Genomic DNA, 17,125 nt, shown 5'->3' on the forward strand with positions numbered 1-17,125 from the left:
ACATCACAATAAAACTTACTTTGTATCCGTTCAGGATAGCGGCAAGGTAGTATAACCATAGAGTAAAAGTGAGTTTACAACAAATGGTGTCATCCCAGTGCTTGACACTGGGATCCAGCCTTTCCATAATCATCAAAAACATTGTATTTTAACGTAAAACAGCTATTTTTATGCTTACCAACTTAATAAAATTCCTGGATCCCAGTGGGCTTTGTTGCATCGCTAGCTATGATGGATTAAAGATAAAAAAGATAGTGAATATCAGTAGCTTATTATTCTGGTATTTATAACAAGAACGGTCAGTGAATACCTAAATTTGAGTAAAAGAAATTTCACTACCACTCACTAATCTGGCTAAAATTCAAGAATTTCAATGCTTTAGCTATTTTCAATAGAATTAAATTTATTAATATAAATAACAAATTACTATTCTTAAATTTGATCAGATTGATTGCAAAAAAACAAGATTTTCAATAGGTTGCTTATAATCCTAACTATAGTTAGCCTTTCATAAGTAGCGATGCAACAAAGCCATCCCAGTGTCTGGGCACTGGGATGACAAAGGAGAGCAGTGTCAGCTACTTGCATAACACCATTTGTTGTGCAACTTACTTTAGTATGAAATTGCTTGCGTAAGATTTTGGCAGCCTCTTAACATTTTTTGGCATTTCAATTATGTATTTAACGTTGCGTTTTTTTGCGTAGAATACTGCTTTTTCAAGAGAATCAAACTTTAATACAATCTGTTTTTTTGGATCTTTTGAGCCAACCCACCCCATTAAAGGTTCAATGTAGTAAGAGCCAGATTCAATTTTCAGGTGCCAGAAATTTGTATTACCTAAACCAGATTGTGTTGCAGTTTTTGTTGGTTTATAAATCCTAAAAACTACTTTATCATCAATGCCCATAGTTCTTGTTAAATAAGCTTAAATATATATCTAAATAAATCCTTTCACAAACAATTAGTATGAAAGAATGAAGTTTGAAATAAATATTTTTATGTTATATTATTATTAAATTATATTAAAAGGATTAGCTGAATAGGAGTAACCGATGACGCAACAGGAAATAGTAACAATTAATGCAGAGTTACGTGATATAACAAAAACAAAAGCGATGCATTCTCTAAGGAAGAAAGGAAACATCCCTGGAATAATATATGGAAAGGGCCATGATAATGTAAATTTGACATTGTCTGCAAAGGAATTCACGAAGCAATATAAATCAGGTTCTCTTTCTGCACATTTGATAGAGCTGAATATTTCGGGCAAAAAGGAATATGCTCTTGTTCGCGATATCCAATTGCATGTAGTAAAGGATACTGTGCAACATGTTGATTTTCAATTTGTTGATAAAGGCAGTGAAATTAAAATAGACATACCTCTATCATTTGTGAATGAAAGTAAAGCCCCAGGGATCAAGTTAGGTGGAGTGCTTAATGTTTTATGTCGTTCTATTGCTGTTAAATGCTCTCCTGATAAAATACCTCAGGTTATTGAAGTTGATTTATCCGGTAAAATGATTGGCCAGTCTATACATATTAATGATGTAAAATTACCAGAAGGTGTTAAGTTTGTAGCCCATGAAGAAGAAAATTTTACCATTGTTACAATTTCTGCTGCCGATAGTGACGTTGAAGAACCTCAAGCAGAAACAGAGGAATAGTGCACCTGATAGTTGGGCTTGGTAACCCTGGTAGTCAATATGAGTTAACTCATCATAATATCGGCTTCATCGTAGTTGATACAATTTGCAAATATTGGAATTTCCAGTCGTTCTCTAAAAAAGCCGATTATCTAATAACCTCTGGCATAATTAATGATAATAAAATCATGTTAATAAAGCCTTATTCATTTATGAATAATTCAGGCATCCCTGTTGCAAAAATACGAAATTTTTACAAATTATCGCTAGATAATATTGTTGTCATACACGATGACGCTGATTTGGAACTTGGAAGAATAAAAATAAAGAAAGGTGGTAGCTCTGCTGGACATAATGGACTTAAATCCATAGATAGTTTTATTGGCAACGATTATTGGCGCTTGAGATTTGGAGTGGGTAGACCTGAAGATCAAAGAAGCTTAGCAGATTATGTGTTATCAAAATTTTCAAATTTTGATAATGTTACTTCCTTAGTGGAAAAAATAGCAAAAAATATACACTTAATGCTGCAAGGAGATAATACAGCTTTTATCAATTTGATTGTATAATATTACGAAACACAGGGAGTGTATGGTCCCAGAGTGTGATGGTGTGGATTTAGTATGAACAATTCAGGAGATTTTGTCCACTGTAAAGATATAAACTCAAAAGGTGTAAGACCCTTAAGAGTTTTGAGTCTTTTAGCATAATTGTAGGCCATAACAAAGTCATAAAGATGCTCTTTGAGTTGCTGGTGAGACTGATAGTAATACTTCTTAACAGTGGCATTCTTTAAAGTTTTGTTCATACGCTCAACTTGCCCATTTGTCCAAGGATGGCTAACTTTTGTTAGACGGTGTTCAATGTCATTTTCTTCACAAGCTCTATCAAATATATGTTGAAAAGCGTATTTATGGCGTTTTTGGTTGGTAAATTGTACACTGTTATCTGTCAAAATAGTGTGGATTTTATATGGTAAAATTTTAATCAAATTACGTAGAAACTCAGCAGCTATAGGTTTTGTAGCACTTTTATACAACTCAACATACGTAAATTTGGATGTTCTATCTATTGCAACAAACAAATATAACTTTCCTTCTTCTGTTCTGACTTCTGCAATATCAATATGGAAATAGCCTATAGGATATTGTTTGAATTTCTTTTTTGGTTTAACTTCGCCATCAACATCTGGTAGTCTGCTAATGCTGTGCCTCTGTAAGCAACGATGTAGACTAGAGCGAGTCAAGTGTGGGATTGAGGTTTGCAAAGCGTAGAGACAATCATCTAATGGCAATAGAGTATGCTTACGAAATGCAACAATTACAGCCTCCTCTTCTAAAGTTAAAACAGTTGATCTTGCATGCTTCGGACCCATATCAGCGTCTTTGGCAAAAGACCGTTTTCTCCATTTAATGATAGTTTTTGGATTAAGGTTATAGTACCTGGAGAGTTTTGCTATGCTCTCTTTACTATTTTGTATTGCTCTACGAATTGTCTCTGTTGTTTTGGCGCACCCATGTAATATTTGTCCCATAATTCCTCCTTTGATGGTATTGTTTTCTCATATTTTATCATACCATCACACTCTGGGACCATACATCCCCCCCTCCCCCCCCTAATTCCTATATCAAACCTTTCTTTACTAGATTATATAGTCAATATAAAAAGCCATATAAAATTGCTTCCACTGCTGCCATGAGGAAATTGCTTATTCTTGCTAACTCTTTAGTCAGAGATGACAGGGTTTTTACTGAGGAATATAACTCTCTGTCTGTTTCTATCTAAGAGCCAGCATAGCTGTGGATAAGTACTTTTATCTGTATAAACGTGCTTATCCACAGCTACATCAATTTTTCTATTGACTTTTAACACAACTGCTGAACAGATACATTCGTCATCCCGCTACGTGTTAGCGGCCAAGATACCGCGGCGGTATGCCGTGGGAAACCTGACTTGCATTAGCTATAAAATAGTGATTTATATAAATCCCATAGCATGCCGAATGAAGCGTTTTTTGAGGAAATTTGAATTTTCAACTGCAATCAAGCCAAGATTTCTTAGTGCTTTAGCGCAGAATATTCTGTTGGAAAACATCCTATTTAATCCATCAGTTGCAAGCGCCATTGTAAAATTATCAAAGTATCTGTTACGTGAAATTTTCTTTAATAAATAACTACTGCCAACATCAATACCAGATGCTTTTGCGGCAACTACGTGCTTTATAATACTTTCTACATCTCTAATTCCAAGATTAAGCCCTTGACCTGCAACTGGATGAATTGAATGTGCTGCATCGCCGATAAGCAAAACTCTACCCTTATATAACTTTTTTGCAAAAGCAAAACTTAAAGGATAAAGTTTTCTTTCACCCTCTAATTTTATCTCTCCTAAATAAGAACCAAATCTTTTTTTAAGCTCTATAATAAATTCTTCTTCAGACAGATCCATTAGCATTTTTGAAATTTCAGATTTTTCTGTCCAAACTATCGAAGAAGTATAGCCACCCTTCATCGGTAGAATTGCAAATGGACCGCCAGGAAAAAAACGCTCTACAGCTAAGTTTTGGTGATGCAGTTCATGCTTTACATTAAATACTATGCTACTTTGTTTATAGTCAAATTTCACTGTCGGTATAGAAAATAACTCTGGTAATTTAGAGTTTTTGCCTTCAGCGCAGATAAGTAGCGATGATATTAATTCCTGGTTATTATCAAGAATAACTTCCACATATCCTGAATCATAAGCAATTGTTTTATAGGAATGTGGAGAGTATATATTTAGTTTATTCAGAAAATTATTGTTGATTGCATTCCATATAGCAGCATTGTTAATAACATAACCCATTGGTTCTTCACCAACCATTTTATGATTGTAATGCACAGTAACCGCATCTAATATGCATATATCAAGTATTGGCTCAGCTTCGCTTTCTATAAACTGCCAAATCCCTAATTTTTCCAATATTTTTTTCGAGCCTTGAGAAATAGCAAATGCTCGGTTGTCATCTACTACACGTGGCAAACTATTTTTTTCAATTACAGCTACAGACACAGAGTTACAACTGAGGCCAATTGCAGTAATAAGACCAAGTAACCCACCACCTGAAATGATTACATCATAATTCATTTTATTTACGCTAATTGTAAAATTATATTTTATCTATTTTGAAAATAGTTTAAACAAACTTTATAGACAAAGACCTATAGCTAACCCAAGAAAGGTTGTAACCAGACTGCATTCTGTGATTTTTAGCAAAACACGATCTTTCATTTGATCTTTCTTCAATTTAAAGTAAATACAGAAAATTGCTGCCTATAGCTAAACTGACTTAGATTTACCGACAACCGTCATCCCGCTACTTGTTAGCGGCTAAGAGATACCGCGGCGGTATGACGGTTCGCGGCGGCATAGCTATCTTCAAAAATATGGTTGAATAATTGTTAATAATAGTGTATAATTATTAACGTTTTTCAGGCATTTTTGTTATGGGTGCGCCAAGTAAGCGTTTAGAATACAATTGGTGAAAATCCAACTGACCTTACCCAGAAAAAGTGGAGAGAAAGTGTGGAATGTTTTTTACAAAAAGAATGATGCATCAAATTGTTCTGGAATGCAATAGTTAATAGTGACGTTGTTTGTTATAAAAAATTTCTATGTATTCAAATATTGCAGTTCTAGTTTGTTGAGCAGAGTGTTGTGAAGTATCAATAAGTATTTCTCTTTTCAATGAGCTAAAGAAGCTTTCTGCAACAGAATTGTCGTAACAACAGCCTTTATTACTCATCTATATTCTTTACAGCTAAGAGATATTGATACCCTTGCGCAGTATATTGTGAACCTTGGTCACTGTGCAGCAGTAGATTTTTAACAGGTTTACGCCTATTAATGGCCATTAATAAAGAGTTCATAACCAATTGTTTATTTATTGCACTACTCATTAACTACCATACGTGAGAATTATTGCTGCCAAATATAGCCATCCCTCCTTGGTTTTGATGTAAGTAATCCCATACTTTATTTGGTTGATCAACAATAAAGTTTTGATCTAGTATATTGGGAGCTACAGCTCTATTATCTGTTTGTTGTTTTTTAATTTTAAACTTTCTTCTCAGTATAGCCCTGATGTCATTTTTCTGCATAATACTTTGCACCGTTTTCAAATTGCAACTTTTACCCAAAGCCTTCAATTCAGCATAAATTTTAGGAGCTCCATATCTACATTTAGAAACTTGATATATTTTTTGAATAGCTTCGAGTAGCTCTTTATTTGCTGATTCTCTACTGCTTATTTTTCTTGTGGTCCACTTATAGTAGCCACTAGCAGAAAATCCTACATAATTCCTGTACTTTATAGCAGTTACTATATAAAAAAATATTTTACTCTTTTTGACTGGCCAGGGCTTTTTTTTAAATGTCTCTTTCCCTTGTTACTCTTGCTTTGTAAATCAAACCTCTCTTTGTCGTAAGGAGCCATGTTACCTCTACCTGGAAATGCATCTGCTGCCGACTTTTTTTCGTTGTGTTTCTTTATCCATTTTCCTAATAAACCACCCTTTATTCCTAAATCTCTTGCTATTTTTGTAATTGTTTGACCTGCCTTTCTTTGTTCATTTGCCAGTTTAACAGCTTCCAATTTGAATTCTGCCGTATATTCTCTTACCATTTCTAATCCTCCAAAATTTTATTTTACCCAAAAAAACTCTTTTCTTTCTCTCCACTTTTTCTGGGTAAGGTCAGTCTTTAGGCACCCAAACAAAGGGAAATGCTGGATAAAAAGAAAGTACTTTAAGAAGTATAATAACGAAAACTGGCGCTTTATGACAAGTAACAAGGTACGTCTTACTATACACAGCGATCATGTTATTAAACAAAGTGCAAAAAACCAGATCCCCATATGATGGTGATTGGGTATATTGGGGTAAACGTCTGAGAAAAATACCAGATAAGCCACTAGGAGTAATAAAATTATTGAGGTTGCACCAAAGTAAATGCGATAATTGTAGACTATGGTTTAAAAGTGATGATACAATAAAAATACATCACAAAGACCAGAATAGACGAAACAATATGATCACAAACTTATCTTTGTTACATGGACATTGTCACGATGAATTACACAGGAGGTGTGCATGAAAAGCACCAAATTAGAGAGAAGCCGTATGAGGCTCAAAGTCTCACGTACGGTTTTGAAGTCGAGTGAGGAGGGGCGACCTTCTTCACTTAGACAACAATATGCAGATGAAACTACGGAAGAAGACTTAAGGAAAATAGCAGAAAAAGCACCAATAATAAAGTTAGCCTACGATGAATTAGACAGGTTTAGCTGGAATGAAAAAGATTTAGTAGCTTACGAAGAAAGAATAATGGATCTACGGAAAGAAGAAGCCATTCTTGAATACAGACTTGATCTTGCTACTGAAAAAGGCAAAAAAATTGGTAAAGAGGAAGGCAAAATTGAAGGGAAAATCGAAGTCGCAAAAGCAATGCTGGCTAATAATGTTGATGTTAACACTATTGTCAAGTTTACTGGCCTTTCTATTAGTGAGATTGAAGAATTAAGTGTGAACGGTTACCCCTACGTCATACCGCCGCGGCGCTAACTAGTAGCGGAATGACGGTTTTTCAAATTGTAGAGCCACTTTAGCTATAACATCTTTAGCAATACCTTCATAAATCCCTGCTAAATCTTCACTTAACATTAAAGGATTTCCACAATCAGAAGCATGGCATATTTGTGGATCTAGAGGAACTCTGCCTAGAAGTTTGATGCCCAGCTCCTCAGACATTTTTTTTGCACCGTCTTTTCCAAATATGTATATTTTTGAGCCGCTTTGAATGAAATAACTCATATTTTCTACAATGCCAATAACCGGTACGCTGAGCTTTGTAAACATATCATAAATTTTGCGAGCATCGATTAAAGAGAGCTCCTGTGGAGTTGAAACTATTATCGCCCCAGTTAAGTTAAAATTTTCCATAAGACTTAAATGCACATCGCCAGTTCCAGGTGGTGTATCAATTATCAAATACTCTATATCGGACCATTTTGTTCCCATTAGCAGACTATAAAGTGCTTTTGTAATCATAGGTCCGCGCCATATTGCTGCACGATCTTTATCGATAAAATAGCCAATTGAAATAGTATGCAGTCCATACTTTTCTATAGGCATTGCTTTACTATCCTGTATTTCTGGCTTTAATTTTTCAGCGCCAAGCATTTTAGGAATTGAAGGACCATATATATCTGCATCAACCAGCGCAACTTTGTGTTTTAACTTTGCTAATGAGAGAGCAAGATTTAGCGCAACTGTGGACTTGCCCACACCGCCTTTACCAGAGGCCACAACGATTATATTTTTCACTCCTTCGATATGTAATTTAGCTTTTTGTTGCCCAGTTTGTTTTTGACAAGTAGCAACCACGGTCACTTTTGTCACCCCCGGTATAGCTTTAACAGCTTGCTCACAATTTCTTCTTAATTCTTCATTTGCTTGCGTGTTACCGGCAACTTCAAGCACAAAACCAACATCTTGACCTTTAATAATAATTGAGGATATTATGCCAAGAGCGATCACATCTTTACCGCTTTTTTGCTCTATGACTTTTTTTAAGTTCTCTCTTACAATTTTTTCGTTGATCATTAGCCTTTTAGGTGATTTCTTCCTGAAGTCGTTTAATCTCAGCTTGAGGAAGGCCGGTTGTCTGAGAGATAATATCAATAGAGATGTCAGCCTTAAGTAGGTTTTTTGCTACTTCAATCTTTCCCTCATCAAGTTTTTTAGCGAGGATGCCTTCTTCTTTCAGCAGATCCATTATTCTTTCTTCATATGCTACTAAATCTTTTTCATTCCAGCTAAACCTGTCTAATTCATCGTAGGCTAACTTTATTATTGGTGCTTTTTCTGCTATTTTCCTTAAGTCTTCTTCCGTAGTTTCATCTGCATATTGTTGTCTAAGTGAAGAAGGTCGCCCCTCCTCACTCGACTTCAAAACCGTACGTGAGACTTTGAGCCTCATACGGCTTCTCTCTAATTTGGTGCTTTTCATGCACACCTCCTGTGTAATTCATCGTGACAATGTCCATGTAACAAAGATAAGTTTGTGATCATATTGTTTCGTCTATTCTGGTCTTTGTGATGTATTTTTATTGTATCATCACTTTTAAACCATAGTCTACAATTATCGCATTTACTTTGGTGCAACCTCAATAATTTTATTACTCCTAGTGGCTTATCTGGTATTTTTCTCAGACGTTTACCCCAATATACCCAATCACCATCATATGGGGATCTGGTTTTTTGCACTTTGTTTAATAACATGATCGCTGTGTATAGTAAGACGTACCTTGTTACTTGTCATAAAGCGCCAGTTTTCGTTATTATACTTCTTAAAGTACTTTCTTTTTATCCAGCATTTCCCTTTGTTTGGGTGCCTAAAGACTGACCTTACCCAGAAAAAGTGGAGAGAAAGAAAAGAGTTTTTTTGGGTAAAATAAAATTTTGGAGGATTAGAAATGGTAAGAGAATATACGGCAGAATTCAAATTGGAAGCTGTTAAACTGGCAAATGAACAAAGAAAGGCAGGTCAAACAATTACAAAAATAGCAAGAGATTTAGGAATAAAGGGTGGTTTATTAGGAAAATGGATAAAGAAACACAACGAAAAAAAGTCGGCAGCAGATGCATTTCCAGGTAGAGGTAACATGGCTCCTTACGACAAAGAGAGGTTTGATTTACAAAGCAAGAGTAACAAGGGAAAGAGACATTTAAAAAAAAGCCCTGGCCAGTCAAAAAGAGTAAAATATTTTTTTATATAGTAACTGCTATAAAGTACAGGAATTATGTAGGATTTTCTGCTAGTGGCTACTATAAGTGGACTACAAGAAAAATAAGCAGTAGAGAATCAGCAAATAAAGAGCTACTCGAAGCTATTCAAAAAATATATCAAGTTTCTAAATGTAGATATGGAGCTCCTAAAATTTATGCTGAATTGAAGGCTTTGGGTAAAAGTTGCAATTTGAAAACGGTGCAAAGTATTATGCAGAAAAATGACATCAGGGCTATACTGAGAAGAAAGTTTAAAATTAAAAAACAACAAACAGATAATAGAGCTGTAGCTCCCAATATACTAGATCAAAACTTTATTGTTGATCAACCAAATAAAGTATGGGATTACTTACATCAAAACCAAGGAGGGATGGCTATATTTGGCAGCAATAATTCTCACGTATGGTAGTTAATGAGTAGTGCAATAAATAAACAATTGGTTATGAACTCTTTATTAATGGCCATTAATAGGCGTAAACCTGTTAAAAATCTACTGCTGCACAGTGACCAAGGTTCACAATATACTGCGCAAGGGTATCAATATCTCTTAGCTGTAAAGAATATAGATGAGTAATAAAGGCTGTTGTTACGACAATTCTGTTGCAGAAAGCTTCTTTAGCTCATTGAAAAGAGAAATACTTATTGATACTTCACAACACTCTGCTCAACAAACTAGAACTGCAATATTTGAATACATAGAAATTTTTTATAACAAACAACGTCACTATTAACTATTGCATTCCAGAACAATTTGATGCATCATTCTTTTTGTAAAAAACATTCCACACTTTCTCTCCACTTTTTCTGGGTAAGGTCAGTTGGATTTTCACCAATTGTATTCTAAACGCTTACTTGGCGCACCCATAACAAAAATGCCTGAAAAACGTTAATAATTATATACTATTATTAATAATTATTCAACCATATTTTAAGCTTACAATTTTGAGCTTAACTGACGCTTATGGATAGGGGCAACTCTATCACCCTGTGTTATGTTTATTTTCTAACGGACGCTGATTTTTGTATCGTAATTTCTTGCTATAAATTGGTTATATAAGAGCTGGCTTCTAAAATTTTATAACCCTAATTTGAATTAACAGACAGTAGAATCGAAAGATTATTACAAGGAGAAATCTACACAGATCGACCCTTTTGTGAATCTGCGTTTCTGCTTTCTTCAACTTGTTTTGCAAAAGATGTTTCCTGTTTCTGAAGTGGTTTAGCAATTTCATGCACAATAGCAGCAACCGCTGTTAAAAACGTTTTTAACAATGCACCTAAAGCTCCACCAACTGCTTCCCTGCCATGTATATGAGCTTGCTTTTCGTTATCGTCAGCAGTTTCCCCTGCCCTCCTTCTTGGATCCATCCTATGAGCAATCACCGAAAACAACACTCCCCTGATTGAAGACTTCACTCGTTTCTTTGCTTCATCATCATGTGCTGTTTCATGTCCATGACTTAAGTGTTTAGCGTTCATTAGCTCCTTTTGTTGCTGGGCAAACATGCTACTTAATACTTCTTCTATCGCTTGCTTCCTTCTTTTCTCTCTAACTCTTTTCATAGATTCTGATTTATCGCGAGTATGCTTTGTGGTTTCAAATTCTGTATCAATATCTTCAGACGCAGCCTGACTATATAAAGTCTCTATGAGCCTGTCTATGCTTCGCTTTATTTGCATAGTCCTTTCGTAACTATCTAAATTATCAATTCCTTCGTCGATCTGATTTAGAATATCCTCAAAAACTTTCAAATAGTCTTGAGTATACTGTATTATGTATTGCTTATCTTCCTCTTTGTGTTGTTCTTCTTGATTTTGCTGATTTTCATTTTCTAAACTTCTCTCTCTTTTATCATCGTTATTTTCTTCAATATTATCACCGTCTTCCTCGAAAAGGTCTTTGTCGTTCATGATTTTTTTTAATTTAGTTAAAATTCTCACCAGTTACTATTGTATATGAAAAAATTAAATTAACATTAATGAAAAGCGTTTACAACTTCAGCACTCGCTAAAATTACAGTAAAACTGTCAAAAGCAGCGGGGTCATAATACCTCTCATACAGTTCAACTGAACACCTAAGCCTTATCTTTTCCTTAGCCTTAAAACTAATTTCATAATCATTATTAGAGTTTAGCATAGCAGAATTACGTAATAATTCATCAGCTAATACAGAGTCTAAAATTCCATTAATTTTTATCGTAATATGTCTGCTTCCAGCAGAATCCAATACTTTTCTCCAGCCAAAAGAAGAAATATCTTTTACCTCTTCTCTGTTATTACGCAAAGTAAACCTTAGGTTTTGTATATTATTTAACACAATAAAATTATTGTCATGATCTTTAATTTTTAGCTGTAATTTGCTCATTATCACCTCCTTTTATTAAAATATCAAAATTAATTGTTGAATGTAAAATTTCATCGTGCTGATCCATAGCACAATTACTTTCTAAAATGACCTCACTACTAAAACCTTCAATGCTCTTAAGTATCAAGTTAATATGCCTTATAATGGCAAACATACTGTCTATATGATAAGTATATATGTCGCATGAAAATCTTGCCTTTGTAGCAAAATTGGACAGCATATGCAGGTTGCTATAATTCACTGCGCGCAATCTCAGGTAAGGAATGGTGACCTGTTTAGGTAAGTAGTCATAAATGTTAGTAACATATTTTCTTAAATCAGAATTTGCCTTTAGTGCTGCATAAATGCTATTGTACAACTCATTTATAGCTTGAATTTTTTCCATAATGAATCCTCGTAAAGATATATAGCTAAAACATAAGCAGCATTTCCCGATACAAACTCGTCATCCCGCTACTTGTTAGCGGGATCTATGCTAAGAGATACCGCGAATGAATCGCGGTATGACGTAGGACTGCTGTCATCCCGCTACTTGTTAGCGGGATCTATGTTAAGAGATACCGCGAATGAATCGCGGGATGACGATAAGGTTTATACCTCGTCATCCCGCTGCTTGTTAGCGGGATCTATCCGTAACGGTATGACGTAGTAGCCCAGTTTGGATGACAAGAAAGAGCTACAACACAACCTTTGGTTCGCGAAACGGAGAATATACCTTCTTCACTTCAGATAAATGGCTACTTACCTCCGATTCACGATTTTTGTAAAGAGCAGAAACATGCCGCATAATACCTAGTTTTATCTGCTCAGGAACATTGTCATAGCCAGCCTCGTATACAACATCAACTCTTATTGCATTCAAACAATTGAAAAACTCAACGTAGCCCCCTACATCACTAAAATAATACTTAAGTGTTCTCTTCTCTTGATTTTTAGACATCATTGCAGTAGCCAATACTATCTTACTCACAGGGCCATAGCTTAAATAGATCCTACGAGGTACATAATCTTCATATGAAACTTGCCATGTTTGCTTTACTAGTGACTTTTCCATATGCCACTCAGCATAATCAGTTGCCATAAAAATTAGATCTGAAATCAACTTATCATCCTGGTTGTTCTCAATACGTAAAAAAGATTTAACCTCTTCTAAAGTAACTGGAAAAGATTCAGGCTTAGATTTACGTTGCACAGATATTCTTGGTGAAGTAGATCTTATTGACATAATAACCCTCCTTTTTGATATAGCTAGAATAAGTAAGGTTTACCTCGTGATAGCATGGGGCAAATCTTACTTACTTTAGCTATGCAGCTTGCATGCAACATTAAGTTAGATTGGCGCAGCAACAACTCTGAGTGCTTTATCGTATGAATATATTAAGAAGAGAACGTATTAAAGCTGTTTCTCCTTTTTTGTTGATAAAATTTGAACTTATAGCATATTCAACTAGGCTAGATTTTAGTAGATTGACATTTTGAGAATGAATATTATTGAAGGTGGAGTTTAACTCTTTAGCAAGCAGACTGCGAAATTTCTGCACACTGTCATATGCGATGTTCTCAAGTTCATGTGCAAATTTATCTTGAGCTATAGTTGTTATATCTTCAATTTCCTTATTAAACTCCTCTAGCTTTTTTTCGTTATTTTTAAAATTTTTCGTAAAAGTTTTCATATCAATTAAACTCAACTACTATTATGATTATAATGACAATGAAAAACTACCGAAGTAAAAAATTCACACTACTGTGTAACTTGCAAATACTTTTTACTATAGCTAAAGTGGCTTAGGTTTACCTACAATTTGAAAAACAACGAATTCGTCATCCCGCTGCTTGTTAGCGGGATCTATGCTAAGAGATACCGTGACGGTATGACGGTTCGCGGCGGTATGACGTAGGACTGCTGGGAAACCTTTATTGGGTTAGTTATAGATTCCAGTGCAGCTACTTGCATCTGCCACCTGCAAACTGCAATGTTCGTACAGATGTAGGTGCTAAGTTTTACAAACACCGTTGTGCTGAACCTTGAATATTCACTTCTTTCAATTCAGTGTCAGGAGCGATGGGTTTTGATATTGTGTATGTAATGCCACCGGCTATCAGTGCAGATACCACAGAAGCTGCAACTATTAATAGAACAGACAATCCGGAAGCAATACTAAGAGCAGCACCTACTGCTAACATAGCTGCAAGGCTCGCGTAGGCAACTTTTGGGGAAAATTTTTTTCTAGTGACACTTCATTTGTTTTAGTTTTGCCCAGTTCACCCTCAAGTGGTGTGTTTTCATTCTCCAGACTTTTTATTTTTTGTGTTAGTGATTCATTCTCTTTATTGAATTGTTTCAACTTAGTCTCATGTCCAACTATGCAACTTTTTGATTCTGCTAGTTCCTTTTGCGCTTTTTCTAACAACACTTTTGTTTTAGAATGCTTATTTTCGTTTTCTTCTAATTCGCTATTAAGTATTGTATTTTTACTTTCTAGATCTTGTATTTTTTGTTCTAGTGATTCATTCTCTTCATTGAGTTTCTCCAGTACTTCCAATTTAGTCTCATGTTCAGTGACACAATTTCTCAATTCTGTTAGTTCCTTTTGCGCTTTTTCTAATGGTACTTCGTTTTTTTTAGTTTTTGTTTTTTCTAATTCACCCTTAAGTGTTGTGTTTTCATTTTTTAGATTTTTTATTTCTTGTCTTAGTGATTCATTCTCTTCATTGAGTTTCTCCAGTGTGTCCAGCCTAGCTCCATGTCCAGTGATATAACTTTTCAATTCTGTTAGTTCCTTTTGCGCTTTTTCTAATGGTACTTCGTCTGTTTTAGTTTTTGTTTTTTCTAATTCACTATTAAGCGTTGTGTTTTTACTTTCTAGATCTTGTATTTTTTGTTTTAGCAATTCATTCTTTTTCTGCTCATCCTTTAGCTGAGTACGTAATTCTTTTAACTTAGCTTTACGTTTTTCAACCTTTTCTGCTTTTTCTGGAGTTTCCGTTGCGTTGTGTGTTTTGGAATGAGAAAAGGTACTAGGTACAACCTCAGATGGCTGATCACACATACTGTTTAGTCTATCTATTAGGTCTTCATCCTTTATCAATGAGCGATCTGCTCCATATTTTATCAAAAGTTTTGCTAATTCTTTATTGTCATTTGTAACAGGAAAGTATAAAGGGATATGTTCATCTTGATCTTGTGCATTAACATTTGCTCCATTATCTATTAGATACTTTGCAATCTCTACATAACCATGCACAGCAGCATAATGTAAAGGGGTATGTTTATCTCTATTTCGTGCATCAACATCTGCTCCATGTTTTATCAAAAGTTTTGCTAATTCTTTATTGTTATCTGCAACAGCCCAATGTGAAGGGGTCACGCCATCTTTATCTTGTGCATCAATGTCTTCTCCATTTTCTAATATAGATTGGCCTAAAGCTTCAGATCCATCTCCATCAAAACATATTCCACTGTCGTCACTACTACTTTTATTTAAAAAGGTCTGTTCCCCATTATATGTAGTATACTGCTCTGGATGTTGACTGTGCAAGTCATTATGTTCTATGCGCTTCTGATTATTGGCAAGTCTTTGTTCTGCCTCTTGCAACTTTTGCGCCACAGCATCTCTTTTAGCCAGTTCTCTTTCTAATGTATCATCTACTTTGTTTATATTGTTTTCATTAGTGATTGAGTTTGAAGAAGTCTGTTCATCCTCATCTTGTACATAGATTTTTCTGCTGTTTGGTGTAATTCCGTTGTTCTCTTTCTGATCTCTTGCGTTCCATGCTTGCACTGCAGCAGTTATTTTATTTCCGCCCATAGCTGAATCTCCTGGAGTTTTATTATTAGGCTGCGGTAAAGTGCCTTGTCTATAAGGTTGTCTTCTCGTAGCTCTTGTCTCAGCATAACGTTGTTCTCCTTCCTCTAACATTTTTATTATAGCCTTTTTACCTTTTACATCACCGACAATATCCCTTGGAGTTCGGCCTTGACTATCTTTTAGTGAAGGATTTGCGTTATTGTTCAATAAAAGCTGAGCTATCTCTTGATGACCATGCAAAGCAGCAATGTGCAAAGCAGTTAGCTTAGACTTAGCTTCATCAAGTTCATATATTGGTTCATTAACTTTTGCTTCCTTTGCTAGTAGGAGTTTTACTATTGGTACACTGTTACATTCCACAGCAAGATGTACCAACATATAATTTACAATTTTGTCTGAATCTAATATACTGAACATCTTATCTATCTTCAGATTGTTATAAGTGCTATATACTATTGAGTCTGCATCTTTTAGCTCACTTCCTATTCTTTCAAGTAAATTATTCTCATTTAAACCTTCACTCTTGCTTACCTCATTTATTATTTCAAAAAACTTTTTCTTTTCCATTGCCGTAACCTTTCCTCTCAATTTATTTATTATTGTTGAACAGTCTCACAAAAAAGTTAAGTTTGTCGAAATTCCATGTTTGATCTAAAAATTAGTCATAAACATTTTCTATGCAAGTAGCTGACACTGGTTCACTCTATAATGGTGTCACAGCAGTCCTACATCATGCCACCGCGAACCGTCATACCGCGATTCATTCGCGGTATCTCATCCGCTAACTGTTCTCCCTCATCATACCGTCACGGTATCTCCAGATCCCGCTAACAAGTAGCGGGATGACGAGCTTATCGTCACGCCACCGCGAACCGTCATACCGTCACGGTATCTCTAGATCCCGCTAACACGTAGCGGGATGACGAATTACTTAACCATCATCTACACCCTCATACCGCGATTCATTCGCGGTATCTCTAGATCCCGCTAACACGTAGGGGAATGACGAGGTCATGCCGCCGCAAACCGTCATACCGCCGCGGTATCTCTTAGCCGCTAACACGTAGCGGGATGACGGTTGTCGTTTAGCCATAAATATTAAGAAATTTACCAAATAAAAAAAAAGGCAAAAGAAGCCCTGGGGTTATTATCTGCTTTAAAATATTGGCGTTTTTTATGTTTTAAACGCTTGACAAGCAAGATTTAGCTGCTTTTAATTGCAACTAACCTACGCTGCAAATGTTTAAGAAATTTACTAAGCAGAAAAAAGACAAAGAATCCCCGAGTTAGCTAGTCTTTTACTATCTCTGTCGAGTATTGGCATTTTTTGATGTCTTGTAACGCTTTATAAGCGCGTTCAGCTTATTTAGATAAAAATCTAGATGTAGATGAAGTTTTGTAAAGACATACAGTATCTATATACTGCAAAAAATTGAATATAAGACGCCGATACATTAAGTAATCCTTACCTTTTAATCTG

15 protein-coding genes and 4 pseudogenes are annotated in these 17,125 nt (G+C 35.3%); 5 read left to right on the forward strand and 14 right to left on the reverse strand.

The features are described from left to right. Positions 1-608: 608 nt before the first annotated feature. Positions 609-908 carry an NADH dehydrogenase ubiquinone Fe-S protein 4 gene (locus WHA_RS00465; RefSeq protein WP_015588813.1) on the reverse strand — a complete coding sequence of 100 codons (300 nt, stop codon included), beginning with the start codon at positions 906-908 and terminating at the stop codon, positions 609-611. Positions 909-1,053: 145 nt separating this feature from the next. Between WHA_RS00465 and WHA_RS00470 the strand changes: the two genes are divergently transcribed. Both WHA_RS00470 and pth read left to right on the forward strand, forming a co-directional pair. Next, entirely contained in the window at positions 1,054-1,665 is a 612-nt protein-coding gene (locus tag WHA_RS00470) for a 50S ribosomal protein L25/general stress protein Ctc (protein ID WP_010962412.1), read from the forward strand. Beyond that, the gene (gene pth, locus WHA_RS00475; RefSeq protein ID WP_015588814.1) at positions 1,665-2,213 is read left to right on the forward strand and encodes an aminoacyl-tRNA hydrolase; all 549 of its coding nucleotides are present in this window, start codon (positions 1,665-1,667) and stop codon (positions 2,211-2,213) included. The genes WHA_RS00470 and pth overlap by 1 nt, the downstream gene beginning before the upstream one ends. A gap of 2 nt (positions 2,214-2,215) precedes the next feature. On the opposite strand, the gene WHA_RS00480 is transcribed toward pth, so the two are convergent. From WHA_RS00480 to WHA_RS07425, 3 genes and pseudogenes are all read right to left on the reverse strand, one after another. Beyond that, complete coding sequence (locus WHA_RS00480; RefSeq protein ID WP_015588815.1) at positions 2,216-3,178, reverse strand: IS481-like element ISWpi4 family transposase; 963 nt, start codon at positions 3,176-3,178, stop codon at positions 2,216-2,218. Positions 3,179-3,621: 443 nt separating this feature from the next. Continuing rightward, on the reverse strand, positions 3,622-4,770 hold the full coding sequence (gene ubiH / locus WHA_RS00485; RefSeq protein WP_015588816.1) for a 2-octaprenyl-6-methoxyphenyl hydroxylase: 1,149 nt from the start codon (positions 4,768-4,770) through the stop codon (positions 3,622-3,624). A 450-nt stretch (positions 4,771-5,220) separates the two neighbouring features. Continuing rightward, positions 5,221-6,307: pseudogene (locus WHA_RS07425) on the reverse strand (IS3 family transposase). A 194-nt stretch (positions 6,308-6,501) separates the two neighbouring features. On the opposite strand from WHA_RS07425, the gene WHA_RS00505 reads away from it, so the two are divergent. Then, on the forward strand, positions 6,502-6,777 hold the full coding sequence (locus tag WHA_RS00505; RefSeq protein ID WP_039963646.1) for an HNH endonuclease signature motif containing protein: 276 nt from the start codon (positions 6,502-6,504) through the stop codon (positions 6,775-6,777). A gap of 95 nt (positions 6,778-6,872) precedes the next feature. Then, positions 6,873-7,244: pseudogene (locus tag WHA_RS00510) on the forward strand (nuclease/transposase family protein); the annotation flags it as partial. On the opposite strand, the gene WHA_RS00515 reads toward WHA_RS00510, so the two are convergent. The 3 genes and pseudogenes from WHA_RS00515 to WHA_RS00525 all read right to left on the reverse strand — a co-directional run bounded on the left by WHA_RS00515 (position 7,245) and on the right by WHA_RS00525 (position 8,963). Further along, a complete protein-coding gene (locus WHA_RS00515) occupies positions 7,245-8,285 on the reverse strand; it encodes an Mrp/NBP35 family ATP-binding protein (RefSeq protein WP_015588818.1) in 1,041 nt (346 codons plus the stop codon). A 7-nt stretch (positions 8,286-8,292) separates the two neighbouring features. Further along, positions 8,293-8,592, reverse strand: a pseudogene (locus tag WHA_RS00520) (hypothetical protein); the annotation flags it as partial. Positions 8,593-8,687: 95 nt separating this feature from the next. Then, positions 8,688-8,963 carry an HNH endonuclease signature motif containing protein gene (locus WHA_RS00525; protein ID WP_039963646.1) on the reverse strand — a complete coding sequence of 92 codons (276 nt, stop codon included), beginning with the start codon at positions 8,961-8,963 and terminating at the stop codon, positions 8,688-8,690. 194 nt (positions 8,964-9,157) lie between these two features. On the opposite strand from WHA_RS00525, the pseudogene WHA_RS07430 reads away from it, so the two are divergent. Continuing rightward, positions 9,158-10,244 (forward strand): annotated as a pseudogene (locus WHA_RS07430) (IS3 family transposase). 360 nt (positions 10,245-10,604) lie between these two features. Here the strand turns inward: WHA_RS07430 and WHA_RS00545 are convergent. From WHA_RS00545 to WHA_RS05960, 7 genes are all read right to left on the reverse strand, one after another. Further along, a complete protein-coding gene (locus WHA_RS00545) occupies positions 10,605-11,381 on the reverse strand; it encodes a hypothetical protein (protein ID WP_041573495.1) in 777 nt (258 codons plus the stop codon). A gap of 65 nt (positions 11,382-11,446) precedes the next feature. Then, a complete protein-coding gene (locus tag WHA_RS00550) occupies positions 11,447-11,836 on the reverse strand; it encodes a phage tail tube protein (RefSeq protein ID WP_015588821.1) in 390 nt (129 codons plus the stop codon). Then, positions 11,811-12,221 carry a tail completion protein gp17 gene (gene gp17, locus WHA_RS00555; RefSeq protein WP_015588822.1) on the reverse strand — a complete coding sequence of 137 codons (411 nt, stop codon included), beginning with the start codon at positions 12,219-12,221 and terminating at the stop codon, positions 11,811-11,813. The genes WHA_RS00550 and gp17 overlap by 26 nt, the downstream gene beginning before the upstream one ends. A 291-nt stretch (positions 12,222-12,512) precedes the next feature. Continuing rightward, positions 12,513-13,061 (reverse strand): head-tail connector protein, encoded by a 549-nt coding sequence (locus tag WHA_RS00560; protein ID WP_015588823.1) that lies wholly within the window; start codon positions 13,059-13,061, stop codon positions 12,513-12,515. Positions 13,062-13,197: 136 nt separating this feature from the next. Next, positions 13,198-13,509, reverse strand: coding sequence for an ECH_0659 family protein (locus WHA_RS00565; RefSeq protein WP_015588824.1), 312 nt, complete (start codon positions 13,507-13,509; stop codon positions 13,198-13,200). 328 nt (positions 13,510-13,837) lie between these two features. Continuing rightward, positions 13,838-14,020 carry a hypothetical protein gene (locus WHA_RS00570; RefSeq protein ID WP_041573496.1) on the reverse strand — a complete coding sequence of 61 codons (183 nt, stop codon included), beginning with the start codon at positions 14,018-14,020 and terminating at the stop codon, positions 13,838-13,840. Further along, positions 14,014-16,212 (reverse strand): ankyrin repeat domain-containing protein, encoded by a 2,199-nt coding sequence (locus tag WHA_RS05960; protein ID WP_081600757.1) that lies wholly within the window; start codon positions 16,210-16,212, stop codon positions 14,014-14,016. The genes WHA_RS00570 and WHA_RS05960 overlap by 7 nt, the downstream gene beginning before the upstream one ends. Positions 16,213-17,125: the final 913 nt, after the last annotated feature.

Source organism: Wolbachia endosymbiont of Drosophila simulans wHa, assembly GCF_000376605.1.
GTDB lineage: Bacteria > Pseudomonadota > Alphaproteobacteria > Rickettsiales > Anaplasmataceae > Wolbachia > Wolbachia pipientis.

Bases quoted from the DNA above. Each gene is read 5' to 3' on its own strand.
- WHA_RS00505 (WP_039963646.1), top strand. From the start codon at position 6,502: ATGTTATTAAACAAAGTGCAAAAAACCAGATCCCCATATGATGGTGAT.
- WHA_RS00570 (WP_041573496.1), bottom strand. From the start codon at position 14,020: ATGTTAGCAGTAGGTGCTGCTCTTAGTATTGCTTCCGGATTGTCTGTT.
- WHA_RS00550 (WP_015588821.1), bottom strand. From the start codon at position 11,836: ATGAGCAAATTACAGCTAAAAATTAAAGATCATGACAATAATTTTATT.
- WHA_RS00565 (WP_015588824.1), bottom strand. From the start codon at position 13,509: ATGAAAACTTTTACGAAAAATTTTAAAAATAACGAAAAAAAGCTAGAG.
- WHA_RS00515 (WP_015588818.1), bottom strand. From the start codon at position 8,285: ATGATCAACGAAAAAATTGTAAGAGAGAACTTAAAAAAAGTCATAGAG.
- WHA_RS00525 (WP_039963646.1), bottom strand. From the start codon at position 8,963: ATGTTATTAAACAAAGTGCAAAAAACCAGATCCCCATATGATGGTGAT.
- gp17 (WP_015588822.1), bottom strand. From the start codon at position 12,221: ATGGAAAAAATTCAAGCTATAAATGAGTTGTACAATAGCATTTATGCA.
- WHA_RS05960 (WP_081600757.1), bottom strand. From the start codon at position 16,212: ATGGAAAAGAAAAAGTTTTTTGAAATAATAAATGAGGTAAGCAAGAGT.
- WHA_RS00480 (WP_015588815.1), bottom strand. From the start codon at position 3,178: ATGGGACAAATATTACATGGGTGCGCCAAAACAACAGAGACAATTCGT.
- WHA_RS00465 (WP_015588813.1), bottom strand. From the start codon at position 908: ATGGGCATTGATGATAAAGTAGTTTTTAGGATTTATAAACCAACAAAA.
- WHA_RS00560 (WP_015588823.1), bottom strand. From the start codon at position 13,061: ATGTCAATAAGATCTACTTCACCAAGAATATCTGTGCAACGTAAATCT.
- WHA_RS00545 (WP_041573495.1), bottom strand. From the start codon at position 11,381: ATGAACGACAAAGACCTTTTCGAGGAAGACGGTGATAATATTGAAGAA.
- ubiH (WP_015588816.1), bottom strand. From the start codon at position 4,770: ATGAATTATGATGTAATCATTTCAGGTGGTGGGTTACTTGGTCTTATT.
- WHA_RS00470 (WP_010962412.1), top strand. From the start codon at position 1,054: ATGACGCAACAGGAAATAGTAACAATTAATGCAGAGTTACGTGATATA.